The following is a 12,260-nucleotide window of genomic DNA, read 5'->3' as shown; positions in this document are numbered from 1 at the left end:
CGCGGTTCGAGGCAAGACTCGAATTTTGCCTGATTTTGCATGGCGGGGGTGTAATCCTTCATGTGAAATTTGTGTGCTGTATGCAGAGGCATTCACGGCCGAGTTGATCATCTACCCGTCTTCATGGCGACAATTGCATTCAAAATCATTGATTTACGCCAGAATCTCAAGTGCGTGAATCTGAAGATTCTTATATCTTATAGAAGAGTCCGACCTCGCTAGTCGGGTATGGTCAGACTTTTGTGATTCAAGGGATACTTGTTAGGGTTCGCTCAGGTATGAAAGGCCCCGGCATCCGCCGTGGCGCGGCCAGGATCCTCGCCGCGCTCGAAGTCTGCAATGATCTGGGCGCCAAACAGAAGCAGGGTTGCAGCGATCTCCAGGCTAAGCAGCACCACGATGGCCGTCGTCAACGACCCATACACCCGACCGACCTGCGACAGCGTTGAAAAGTACCAGACCAGCACATGGCGTGAGATCTCCCAGAGCACCGCGGCAAACAGTGCGCCAACCAGTGCATGGCGCACCGACAGGCGCCCGACCGGCATGACCAGGTAGATCGACGTCAGCAACAGCACTTCGCCAAGAAACCCCAGCAGGTAGAGCAGGCCGCCCGACAGGCGGTCGAGCGACCAATCGTGGCCAAGCAGTTCCAGATGCCTCTCGCCGATGGTTTGCAGGCCGCCTGCAACCACGGTCACGATCAGCAGGCCCACGGCCAGCACGAGGATGTAGCAATACGGCAGGATCGCGGAGACCAGGAAATGGCGCCGCCGGATGGCTACCCGATGAATGAAGATCACCGACATCGCGTTTTCCAGCACCGTAAAGGCCAGTGAACTGAAGAAGATCATGGTGATGGCCAGCACCCAGCCGATCACGCCACGGTTGGTCATGAATCTCGACAGTTCCGCCACCAGCGCGCGCGATTGTCCCGGCAGCAGCCATTCCAGGTAGCGCGCCAGTGTGGCCAGCAGACGGTCAGGCTCGATGACGTGCGACAGGCCGATCAGTAGCAGGATCAGTAGAGGCACGATCGACAGCAGCGCGTAGTACGCCACGGCGCCGGCCAGCAGCAGGCCCTGGTTGGCACGGAAGTGAGTCAGCGCATTGAGCAGGAATCGCCGGGGGTGCCGGAGCACCAGGCGGATGCGGGCATCGAGCAGCTGCATGGTGGCGGAGTGGAAGGTGCTGGGTTCAATGTGGACCAGCGCCCGGCATCTCGCAAGCGGGGTTTGTCTGACACGCAAGCCCCGTCAGACAAGCAAGTCGGCTTAGCGAACGCCGTACGGAAAGCGCGTTTTTGCGGCCATCTGCGACAGGTGATCGCGCAGGTGGCCCAGTTCCGCCGAGAGTTGCAGGGTCAGGAATGCATGGGAGCTATGGCCGATCGATGGGTCGTCGGGATGCGGCGCCGGCAGCGACGCGTTCTGGTGCACCATCGCTTCATCGCCGGCTTCCAGCGCGCTGGCCATTTCCAATAGCAGGTCGCGGATATTGCGCTCGTCGACACTGGTGTCCGCCGCATCGGGGTCGATCGCAGCCAGCATCTCAAGCGCGCTGATGCAGACGCGCGCGCTGTGCTGGACTTCTTCCAGATCTGCCGCGGATACATTGGTTTCCTTGGCCACGGACGGAATGAGGCTGCGCAGTTGTACCAGCGACGCCGACAGCTTCATCATGTCCTGCTGCCGTTCTTTTTCGTCGCGCTGGCCACGTTCGATCTTGGCATGCACGGCCGCGCAGGCGCGCAACAGGCCCGCGAGCTTGAAGCGCCAGGAGTACGAGGCATAGGCGGGTAGCGCGAACGAGAACACCAGGGCGATGACCGTGCCGATCAATACGTCGACCGTGCGCCACAAGGCATCGTAGACATCCTGATTGCCGTGCCCGGCAGTAATGACGACCGTAATCCCGGCCAGCAGCGCAACGTAGCCGCCCTTGCCGACCGCATGATAGGCACAGAATCCACAGATAACCGCCATCAGCCCGAACGTCAGCATCGGGATGCCGAAGTAGTTCTCCTGGATGATCAGGAACAGGCCGATCAGGGCGCCGATCAGCGTGCCCACGCCGCGCTCGGCGGCACGCCGGCGGATATTGCCGTGGTGCTGCAGACCGCCGATCACCACCAGCACGGTGATGGTGGCCCATTCACCGTGCGGAATATTGATGCCTGTCGTGAGCGCGATCGAAACCAGCAAGGCCAGCGCCACGCGCGTGGCGTGGAAAATGCGGGCCTGCCGGAACCGTCGGTCGGGGTCGAACAGCGCGCTGGTTGTTTTTCGCAGTGCCTCGAACATCGCGGTGATCACCGTCCGGAGATCAGAACGCTTCGAGTGTATAGAGCGAGACCCAAGTTCCGCAATGTTTACATTCGGAAGGTCAGGCAAGCGGGAGGGCCCGGGCGGCAGTTCCGGGCGCAGTTGTGGGCTATCCACGGCGGCTTGGTGCCGTGAGGCGCCGCGGGATCAGGATGGATCTTTGGTGCGCGTGCGCGATACCGCCGACATGATGCCGATGCCGAGCACGATCACGCAGGCAATGCCGATATACACCGGGGCAAGCCCTGCGGTGGAAAGACCCCAGGCGATGCCGCCTACCAGCAGCAGAAGACCAATAACGTATAGCGCAAATGACATGGCAGTTCCTCCGGACGATGTTTTTGCTTACCGGACGTCACAGCGCTGCAGTTGCAGCGCGTGGCTCACTGTCAATGTAGGGAGGAAGTCCGTCGCGCGGAATCGGACGATTGCCGAGCCTGACGTAGGCAGGCTCTGACGCGCGCTTGCAGAAAACGGGCTGTCTCAGCCCGCGGCCAGGCTCACGCCCGCGGCATTCGAGTGCGACTTGCCGTTGCGGCCATACATTTCGTTGGGAGCCATGCCGCCCTGTCGCAGTACCTGGATGGCTTCCTGCGTGAACTCCAGATGGGCATTGACGATGGCGCCATTCATCTCGTTGGAGTCCTTGGCCTTGTGCGCAAAGAACACCACCTTGCGCCACGCCTCGGCTACCTCGTGATCCACCTGGCGGCCAACCAGCAGGCCGCCCGCGCCGATACGCAGGCCAAGCGCAATCATCTGCGCCTCGCGTGCGGCCGTGGCAATTTTCAGCGCCTGGGCCAGTTCCATCTTCATGTTGAGCAATTCGCTCAACGCCTGAAAGTCCTGTCGCTTGATGGCTTCGCGCTCATCTGCAAGGGTTCGGCCAAATGCCGCAATGGCGCTGGCTTCATGCGAAAGGGACTGGATCAGGGCTGCTTGGCTCATGTCAGGTTCAGGATTGGCTGCCGCCCTGGCTCAGCTCATGCAATGACGCGAGCAGGCCATCGGCGATCTTGCTGGGATCGATCTTGATCCGGCCTTCCGCAATTGCCTGACGAACCTCTTCCACCTTGGCGGCATCGATGTCGCTGTCACTGTCCTGCAGCAGGCGCGCACCAATCTCGCGAACCTGTGCGGCCATTGGGCTGACGCGCACGCCGGTCAGGGCGGAGGGGTCCGTCGACGTGGCACCGTTGGTCGCCGGACGGGCGTTGCCTTCGGTAGCCGTAGTGTCGGCGGGCCGGGACGGAGTGGAGTTGTTGATCTTCACGGTGAAATCCTTGCTGGGTTCCTCTGGGTTATCGGCCCGACCGGCAGGAACTTTAGATGATTTCCTGCGCTGTCTGGCCAATCCCGGAGCGGGCTGGCCGCATTTTCGCACGGTCTGCCTGCGCCGGTTGTTACGACTGCTTTTTCCTGCTGTTTCGAGGGTCCCAGCCCGTGTGACGACTAACTTCCCGATAACGCAAAAGACTGCAAAGACTGCAAAGACTTAACCACAACAAAGAAATCGAAACCAAAAGTGATGCACAGGATGCATGGTGCCTGTTACTGCAGCACTACGGTATCGCCGTTGCGCACCAGTCCGCTCACCACCTGGCCGTTGCGCAGACGTACCTGCACGGGATTGCCGGTGGCGGCGTCGGTCAGCACCTTGCCTTCGCTGCTCAACTGGAACGCTTCACCTTCCACGGTCACGTTGACGGTCTGGCCTGACTTCACGGCAATCGGTTTGCGGATCAGGTCGGTGCGCATTGGCGAGCCGGCCGCGATACGGTTAGCGGCCACCGACCCTTCAACTTGCGACGGGTCGGTCACCACGGCGCGTGGCAGGGCGCCCAGGTCGCCCTGACGCAATTCCAGATCGGCGACGGTAATGGTCTCGCCTGGACCCATGGCGCGGGCGGCCACGTAGTAGTCGGTCAGTACGGAGACACGCGCCTGCATGTAGCGGGTCCATGGCCGGTCGCCACCACAGCGCACGCCTACGTTGACGCGTCCGTAAGGCGCGGCACCCGCGGGCAGGAACGGTTCGGGATTCACGCAGTCAGGTGCGCGGCCGCCCGAAGGCGGTCCTACTTGCACGCTGACCTTGCCCGGCAGTCCGTTCGACTGGCGCAACAGGAATTGCTCGACGGCCACGCGTGCGGGGTCATCGCTAAACGGATTCGGGGCCGCCTGCGCGTGCGCGGCGCCGGGGGCTGCCACCGGCGTGACCTGGGCGGGCGCGGCCATTGCGGGCGATGCCAGCGCAATGCCGGCCAGCACCATCCATGCGGCGGCCTGGCGATAGAGAGTCATAGGGTCATCCCAGCAAGGATGAGACGGCAGTGAACGCAGGTTCGGTACGAAGGTGTTAACCCGCGGACGATGCCGTCGCACAACAGTTGAACATTCGTAAACGCTTGTGGCGAGGTCTGGCCAACCGTGACGCGACCATCCCCGCACTGACTGCAGGGCCTTGTGTGGCGCGCCTTTGGAGCCGGCCGTGCAAAGCCACGCAGGCAGTCAGTGGGAGCCATTGTAGGCAGCCTCGCGCGAGAGACCGAGCCGGAAATGCGCGGGTTTCTCGTCTTTATTCGTGCGATTGGCGTGACAAGGCGGCCCCTAAGATGGCAACCCTGAAGAAGCCCGACCGGGGCGTATACCCAGGTCTACGGCAGTTCTCTCCCCGAAATGAAGCCATTGCAGGAAAGGCAGACATCATGGACAGACTCGATGCGGCGTTCCGCTTCCAGCAGGAAGCGCTGAGCCTGCGGACCCAGCGGCAATCGGTGATTGCCTCGAACATCGCCCACGCGGACACGCCCGGCTACAAGGCGCGCGACTTCGACTTTGCCAGCACGCTGGCCCAGTCGGTGGAGCGTGGCAACCAGCAGCGCGACGGCGTGTCGCTGTCCACCACGTCGACCCGCCACCTGGCTGCCCAGGCGCCGGCCATCAGCAACAGCGAGCGCGACCTTGAGTACCGCATTCCGCTGCAATCGAGCGTCGACGGCAACACCGTGGAAATGGACACCGAGCGCGTGGCGTTTGCCGACAACACGGTGCACTACGAAGCCGGTCTGACCGTGATGAGTTCCAAGATCAAGACGATGCTGTCTGCGATCCAGAACTGATATCCAGAACTGATGGAGTAGACCATGGGTTCCATGAACATCTTTGACGTAGCGGGCTCGGCCATGGCCGCGCAGTCGCAGCGCATGAACGTGACCGCGTCGAACCTGGCCAACGCCGACAGCGCGGTGGCGCCGAACGGCCAGCCGTATCGTGCCAAGCAGGTGATCTTCGAGATGGCGCCGACGCCGGGCCAGAGCGATGTAGGCGGTGTGCAGGTGGCGGGCGTGATGGAAGACACCGCGCCCGCACGCATGATCCACAACCCGTCGCATCCGCTGGCCGATGCCAATGGCTACGTGACGATGCCCAATGTGAACCCGGTGGAAGAGATGGTCAACATGATCTCGGCGTCGCGTTCCTACCAGGCCAACGTGGAGGTGCTCAACACCGCCAAGAACATGATGCTGAAGACGCTGACCATTGGTCAGTAACGCGCAACCCTTTCGAATCCCTGATTTCCGACTAGCCGGAATACACCATGGCAACTTCCACAGTAGGCAGCACCACCTCCACCTCGGCCGTGAACCAGGCCCTGCAAAGCGGCAGCGCCAGCGCGTCTGACCTGCAGAGCAACTTCCTGACGATGCTGGTCACGCAGATGAACAACCAGGATCCGCTCAACCCGATGGACAACGCGCAGCTGACCTCGCAACTCGCGCAGATCAGCACCGTGAGCGGCCTGCAGACCATGAACCAGACCATGACGCAGTTGCTGACGCAGACCGCCGCCAGCCGCGCAATGGATTCGGCAAGCCTGATCGGCAAGACCGTGATGGTGCCCGGCTCGGCCGTAAGCGTGGCCGACGGTGTGGCCGGCAAGATTGGCGTGGACGTGCCGTCGACGGCAGACAGCGTGACGGTGCAGGTGCTGGACAAGAACGGCAACGTGGTGCGCAACATCGACATGAAGGGCCAGACCGCCGGCGTGCATGACATCGCCTGGGACGGCAAGAACGACCAGGGCAACGCAGTGGCCGACGGCGACTACAGCTTCAAGGTTGCCGCCACGGCCAACGGCAAGGACGTAACCCCGGTCGCGCTGATCTACGGCAAGGTGCAGGCCATCAGCGGCGACAGCACCGGCGTGCTGGTGGACCTGGGCGACGGCAAGACCGCCAACGTCGACGACGTGCGCCGTATCTCCTGAGCATCGGCACCAACGACGGTAGCGGATTCAACGCCTTTAGAAAATTACGAATCACCCGGTCCGGCGTACGCGCGGGCAATTCACGAACGACAGCCTTATTAGGGGAAAATCATGGGTTTTGGTCAAGGGGTAAGCGGCCTGAATGCCGCGGCGTCCAACCTGGACGTGATCGGTAACAACATTGCCAACGCCAACACGGTTGGTTTCAAGCAATCGACGGCACAGTTCGCCGATGTGTACGCAGGCTCGAAGATCGGCCTCGGTACGCGCGTGAACGCCGTGGTGCAATCGTTCACCAACGGCAATATCTCGACATCGGGCCGCAACCTGGACGTGGCCATCAGCAACGGCAATGGCTTCTTCCGCCTGACCAATACCGATGGTTCGGTGTTCTATTCGCGTAACGGCCAGCTGCAGCGCCTGGACGATGGCCGCCTGGTCAACGCCACGGGCCTGCAGGTGACCGGTTACCCGGCAGGTTCGAAGGCCGGCGGCGTGGCGCCGCAGCCGATCACGATCAGCAACGCGCAGATGCCGCCGAAGGCAACGACCAACATCGCGGCGCAGTTCCAGCTCGATTCGCGCAGCACGGTGCCGACCAATGTGTTTGCCAGCAATCCGGCCGCAGTGCCGCCGGTCGTGCCCGATTCGTCGATGTTCAGCTACAGCACGGCCATGACCGTGTACGACTCGCTGGGCAACAAGCAGCAGCTGACCGCGTACTTCGGCAAGTCGGTCGTGGCGGGCCCGCCCGTTGCGCCGGCCCCGCTCAACGCATCGGGCGGCAATGACTGGACCATGAACCTGACGGATTCGGCCGGCAATGTCCTCAGCACGACCACCATCTCGTTCGATGCGAACGGCACGATGGTCGGCACCACGCCCGCCGCTCCGACCGTCACGCTGCCGGCCGCCAATGGCGCCGCCGCGATGACTGCCGCGGTCAACCTGACCGGCACCACGCAGTTCGGTTCCGACAACGACCCGAAGAGCATCGTGCAGAACGGCTTTGCCTCGGGTGCGCTGCTGGGCTTCTCGGTGCAGGAAGACGGCACCATCCTGGGCTCGTACTCGAACGAACAGACGCTGTCGCTGGGCCAGATCGCCATGGCATCGTTCGGCAACGTTGAAGGACTGAAGCCGGAAGGCGACAACGTGTGGTCGGCCACCGGCGCCTCGGGCCAGGAACTGCTCGGCACGGCTGGCGGTTCGATGGGCACGCTGAAGTCGAACGCGGTGGAAGAGTCGAACGTGGACCTGTCCGGCCAGCTGGTGAACCTGATCGTGGCACAGCGCAACTATCAGGCCAACGCCCAGACCATCAAGGCGCAGGACACCGTCCTGCAGACCCTGGTGAACATCTGATCGATGGCCCTGAGCTGACGCATACGCCATGGACCGCATGATCTACACCGCCCTGTCGGGCGCCAAGCAGATACTCGACCAGCAGGCCGCGGTATCGAACAACCTGGCCAACGCCTCCACGCCAGCCTTCAAGGCGCAGGTGAACCTGTACCGCGCCGTACCGGTGCAGGGCCAGGAAACGCAGACGCGCGCCTTCACGCTGGCGTCCACGCCGGGTGCCGACATGAAGGCCGGCCCGCTGACTTATACGGGCCGCGATCTCGACGTTGCCCTGCAGGGCAACGGCTGGCTGGCGGTGCAGATGCCTGACGGTTCCGAGGCCTACACCCGCGCGGGTTCGCTGCAGGTATCGGCCGACGGACAGTTGCAGACCTCGGCGGGGCGCCCGGTGATGGGTGATGGCGGTCCGATCGCCGTGCCGCCGGGCTCGACGGTGTCGATCGGTACCGATGGCAGCGTGGTGGTGCGCGGCCCGGGCGAGGCCGCCAACGGCCTGGCGCAGGTAGGCAAGCTGCGCGTGGTCACGCCGCCGCCCGAAGGGCTCGCGCGCGGTGACGACGGCTACTTCCGCCTGCGTCCCGGCGTGGATGCGCTTCAGCAGGACCCCAACGTGCGTGTGGTGTCCGGCGCGCTCGAAGGCAGCAATGTCAACCCGGTCGAGGCCATGGTGGACATGATTGCCAATGCGCGCCGCTTCGAGATGCAGATGAAGATGATCTCGGGCGCCGATACCAACGACCAGCGGGCCAACTCGCTGCTCTCGAACAACTGATGACGCGCGCGCCAGCGATCGCACGCACGACAACACTAGCGAACTAGGACAACCCATGATCCGCTCTCTCTGGATTGCCAAGACCGGCCTCGATGCGCAGCAGACGCAGATGGACGTGATCTCGAACAACCTGGCCAACGTGTCTACCACGGGCTTCAAGCGCAGCCGCGCGGTGTTCGAGGAACTGATGTATCAAACGATCCGCCAGCCCGGCGCACTGTCGTCGGACCAGACCGTGCTGCCTTCCGGCATGCAGCTCGGTACCGGCGTGCGTCCCGTGGCCACGGAGCGTATCCATACGCAAGGCAACCCGCAGCAAACGGGCAATGCCAAGGACGTGGCCATCATTGGCCAGGGCTTCTTCCAGGTCACGATGCCGGACGGCACCACGTCGTACACGCGTGACGGTTCGTTCCAGGTCGATCCGAATGGCCAGCTGGTAACGTCCAGCGGTTTCGTGATCAATCCGGCCATTACGCTGCCGGCCAACTACACGTCGGTGAACATCGCACGCGACGGTACCGTGACCGTGATGCAGCCGGGCTCGACCAACGCCGCGACGGTTGGCCAGATCCAGCTTGCCACGTTCCCGAACCCGGCCGGCCTGGAAAGCCTGGGCGAGAACCTGTATGTGCAGACCGACGCGTCGGGCGCACCGAACACCTCGGTGCCGGGCCTGAACGGTGCCGGTACGCTGCAGAACAACTACGTCGAAGCGTCGAACGTGAACGTGGTGGAAGAACTGGTCAGCATGATCCAGACCCAGCGCGCTTACGAGATCAACAGCAAGGCGGTGCAGACGTCTGACCAGATGCTGCAACGCCTGACGCAGATGGGTTAATGACGGGAATGACCATGGCCGCCACGCAGTATCGCATCGGTGCAATCGTCCTCAATGTCATCGTCGGCCTGGCCGCGCTGGCAAGCGGCGGCTGCGCGATGATGCCGAGGGAGCCGCTGGTGCAGATGCCTACCACCGCGCGCGCAGAGCCGCGTGCGGCGGGCCCTGCTACCGGCTCTATCTATGCATCCTCGTACGCGGGAAATCCGCTGTTCGAGGATCGGCGGCCGCGTAACGTTGGCGACATCCTGACCATCGTGATCAGTGAAAACGTCAACGCCAGCAAGAATTCGGCAACCAACGCCAACCGCACCGGCACCACCAACCTCGCATTCAATGCCGTGCCACGTGCATTGAGCGGGCTGTTCGGTACCAGCCAGAACGCCGACGTCAGTGGTGCGAATTCGCTGAAGGCAGGCGGTGGTGCCACGGCCGCGAACACCTTCAACGGCACCATCACCGTCACGGTGCTGGAAGTGCTGCCCAACGGCAACCTGGTGGTATCTGGCGAAAAACAGATGGCCATCAACCAGGGCGCGGAATTCATTCGCTTCTCGGGCGTGGTCAATCCGCGCACGATCACCGGCGACAACGCAGTGCCGTCCACCCAGGTGGCGGACGCGCGCATCGAGTACACCGCGAAGGGGTATATCGACGAGGCGCAGAACATGGGCTGGCTGCAGCGCTTCTTCCTCAATGTCCTACCGTACTGATTCCGCCATGTTTCTGCCTCCGATGCCTTCCCATAAGCCAGGCTCGTTCTTTGGCACCCCGTTCGGCCCTGGTTCCCGCTCCGGTCGCGCGGTCTCTTTTGCCGGCGCCGTGTCCTTGCTGCTACTCGCACTCATCCTGGTGCTGGGCACGGGTACCGCGCATGCGGAACGCCTGAAGAACCTGGCTACGTTCCAGGGCGTGCGCGACAACCCGCTGGTCGGCTACGGCCTCGTCGTGGGGCTGGACAACACCGGCGACCAGACGATGCAGACGCCGTTCACCACGCAGAGCTTGAGCAACATGCTGTCGCAGCTTGGCATCACGCTGCCGGCCGGCAAGAACATGCAGCTCAAGAACGTGGCCGCGGTGATGGTGACTGCCACGCTGCCTGCCTACGCACAGCCGGGCAGCCAGATGGACGTGGTGGTGTCGTCGATGGGTAACGCCAAGAGCCTGCGCGGCGGCACGTTGCTGATGACGCCGCTCAAGGGTGCCGATGGCCAGGTCTACGCCATCGCGCAGGGCAATATGCTGGTAGGCGGCGCGGGTGCGTCGGCCAACGGCAGCAAGGTCCAGATCAACCAGCTGGCGGTAGGGCGCATTGCCAATGGCGCCATCGTCGAGCGCGCTGTGGCCTCCTTCCAGCCCGAAGGCGGCTATATGAACCTGGAACTCAAGGACACCGATTTCGGCACTGCCGAGCGCGTGGTCGAGGCCATCAACCGTAACCTGGGTGCCGGCACGGCGGCCGCAATGGACGGCCGCGTGGTGCAGGTCCGTACGCCCCAGTCGCCGTCGGCGCGCGTGGGCTTCATGGCCCGTATCGAGAATATCGACGTCACGCGCGCCAAGGCCGCGGCCAAGGTCATTCTCAATGCCCGTACCGGTTCGATCGTGATGAACCAGGCCGTGACGGTGGAGGATTGCGCAATTGCCCACGGAAACCTGTCGGTGGTCATCAATACACAGCCGGTGATCAGCCAGCCGGCACCGTTCAGTCAGGGCCAGACGGTGGTGGCACCGGTGTCGCAGATCGACCTCAAGCGCGATGGCGGTTCGCTGCAGATCGTCAAGGCGGGCGCATCGCTGGCGGCGGTGGTCAAGGGCCTGAACGCGCTGGGCGCGACCCCGGCCGACCTGCAGACCATTCTCGAAGCGATGCGTGCCGCGGGTGCACTGCGCGCCGAACTGGAGATCATCTGATGGCGGCGGGCAACACGCTGAGCGGACAGGCCGATATCTCGCAGCGCTTCGCCCTTGATACGCAGGGATTCGAATCGCTAAAGAACCAGTCGCGCGCCGGCAACAACACCGGCACGCTGCAGGCCGCCGCCAAGCAGTTCGAGGCGGTGTTCACACAGATGGTGCTCAAGAGCATGCGCGATGCCACGCCATCCGACGGCATGTTCGACAACGAGCAGACCAAGCTGTACATGTCGATGATGGACCAACAGCTGTCGCAGCAACTGTCGTCGCGCGGCATTGGCCTGGCTGATGTAATGATTCGCCAGCTGGCACGCGCCACGGGTACCGAGCTGCCGCAGGGCATGGCCACCGCCGGTGGCGTGACCGGCGCCAGCGTGCGCGATGCGCAGATGGCCCACCTGCTCGACGGTCGTGGTGCCACCGACGCCGATGGTCCGCCTCCGGTCGGCACCACGTTGCCGGGCGCCGCGTGGAACCCCACGGCCGGCCTGCGCCAGTACCAGAACCAGGCTGACGGGCAGGGCAACGGCCAGGCGCAGCTGGGCCAACTGCCGGATGATTCGCCGGAACACATCAGCAGCTTCGTCAATCGGATGGCCGAACCGGCCATGGCTGCATCGCGCGCCTCGGGCGTGCCGGCCAAGCTGATTGTGGGCCAGGCCGCGCTGGAATCGGGCTGGGGTCGCCGCGAGATTCGCAATCCGGATGGATCGACCACCTTCAACGTGTTCGGCATCAAGGCCGGCGCCAACTGGAAGGGCCCGACCA

15 protein-coding genes are annotated in these 12,260 nt (G+C 63.4%); 9 read left to right on the top strand and 6 right to left on the bottom strand.

Annotated features, from left to right (window positions below; translation table 11 throughout):
* Nucleotides 1–272: 272 nt before the first annotated feature.
* From ACO550_RS20020 to flgA, 6 genes are all read right to left on the bottom strand, one after another.
* A complete protein-coding gene (locus ACO550_RS20020) occupies nt 273–1,172 on the bottom strand; it encodes a YhjD/YihY/BrkB family envelope integrity protein (RefSeq protein WP_315593703.1) in 900 nt (299 codons plus the stop codon).
* 102 nt (nt 1,173–1,274) lie between these two features.
* The gene (locus ACO550_RS20015) at nt 1,275–2,303 is read right to left on the bottom strand and encodes an FUSC family protein (RefSeq protein ID WP_315593702.1); all 1,029 of its coding nucleotides are present in this window, start codon (nt 2,301–2,303) and stop codon (nt 1,275–1,277) included.
* Nucleotides 2,304–2,471: 168 nt separating this feature from the next.
* Nucleotides 2,472–2,642: a hypothetical protein gene (locus ACO550_RS20010; protein WP_315593701.1), complete on the bottom strand. Its 171-nt coding sequence runs from the start codon at nt 2,640–2,642 to the stop codon at nt 2,472–2,474.
* A gap of 165 nt (nt 2,643–2,807) precedes the next feature.
* The gene (locus ACO550_RS20005; RefSeq protein ID WP_315593700.1) at nt 2,808–3,272 is read right to left on the bottom strand and encodes a flagellar protein FlgN; all 465 of its coding nucleotides are present in this window, start codon (nt 3,270–3,272) and stop codon (nt 2,808–2,810) included.
* Nucleotides 3,273–3,279: 7 nt separating this feature from the next.
* Complete coding sequence (gene flgM / locus ACO550_RS20000) at nt 3,280–3,597, bottom strand: flagellar biosynthesis anti-sigma factor FlgM (protein WP_315593699.1); 318 nt, start codon at nt 3,595–3,597, stop codon at nt 3,280–3,282.
* A 278-nt stretch (nt 3,598–3,875) separates the two neighbouring features.
* On the bottom strand, nt 3,876–4,628 hold the full coding sequence (flgA, locus tag ACO550_RS19995) for a flagellar basal body P-ring formation chaperone FlgA (protein WP_315593698.1): 753 nt from the start codon (nt 4,626–4,628) through the stop codon (nt 3,876–3,878).
* 401 nt (nt 4,629–5,029) lie between these two features.
* Here flgA and flgB point away from each other — a divergent pair, with 401 nt between their 5' ends.
* From flgB to flgJ, 9 genes are all read left to right on the top strand, one after another.
* Complete coding sequence (gene flgB / locus ACO550_RS19990) at nt 5,030–5,446, top strand: flagellar basal body rod protein FlgB (protein WP_315593732.1); 417 nt, start codon at nt 5,030–5,032, stop codon at nt 5,444–5,446.
* A 24-nt stretch (nt 5,447–5,470) separates the two neighbouring features.
* Nucleotides 5,471–5,878, top strand: a complete 408-nt coding sequence (gene flgC, locus ACO550_RS19985) for a flagellar basal body rod protein FlgC (protein WP_315593697.1) — start codon at nt 5,471–5,473, stop codon at nt 5,876–5,878.
* A gap of 47 nt (nt 5,879–5,925) precedes the next feature.
* A complete protein-coding gene (locus ACO550_RS19980; protein WP_315593696.1) occupies nt 5,926–6,594 on the top strand; it encodes a flagellar hook assembly protein FlgD in 669 nt (222 codons plus the stop codon).
* A 111-nt stretch (nt 6,595–6,705) separates the two neighbouring features.
* On the top strand, nt 6,706–7,959 hold the full coding sequence (gene flgE / locus ACO550_RS19975; protein ID WP_315593695.1) for a flagellar hook protein FlgE: 1,254 nt from the start codon (nt 6,706–6,708) through the stop codon (nt 7,957–7,959).
* 28 nt (nt 7,960–7,987) lie between these two features.
* Nucleotides 7,988–8,731, top strand: a complete 744-nt coding sequence (gene flgF, locus ACO550_RS19970; RefSeq protein WP_315593694.1) for a flagellar basal-body rod protein FlgF — start codon at nt 7,988–7,990, stop codon at nt 8,729–8,731.
* Between the two features lie 55 nt (nt 8,732–8,786).
* The gene (flgG, locus tag ACO550_RS19965) at nt 8,787–9,572 is read left to right on the top strand and encodes a flagellar basal-body rod protein FlgG (protein ID WP_315593693.1); all 786 of its coding nucleotides are present in this window, start codon (nt 8,787–8,789) and stop codon (nt 9,570–9,572) included.
* An 8-nt stretch (nt 9,573–9,580) separates the two neighbouring features.
* Nucleotides 9,581–10,285: a flagellar basal body L-ring protein FlgH gene (gene flgH / locus ACO550_RS19960; protein ID WP_315593731.1), complete on the top strand. Its 705-nt coding sequence runs from the start codon at nt 9,581–9,583 to the stop codon at nt 10,283–10,285.
* Nucleotides 10,286–10,292: 7 nt separating this feature from the next.
* Nucleotides 10,293–11,489 (top strand): flagellar basal body P-ring protein FlgI, encoded by a 1,197-nt coding sequence (locus tag ACO550_RS19955; RefSeq protein WP_315593692.1) that lies wholly within the window; start codon nt 10,293–10,295, stop codon nt 11,487–11,489.
* Nucleotides 11,489–12,260: flagellar assembly peptidoglycan hydrolase FlgJ (gene flgJ / locus ACO550_RS19950; RefSeq protein ID WP_485994943.1), on the top strand; the 772-nt coding region annotated here is incomplete at its 3' end. The genes ACO550_RS19955 and flgJ, both read left to right, overlap by 1 nt.

This window comes from Cupriavidus sp., assembly GCF_057315035.1.
The sequence above is the reverse complement of the archived record's forward strand: the minus strand, read 5'-3'. Positions and strand labels throughout refer to the sequence as shown.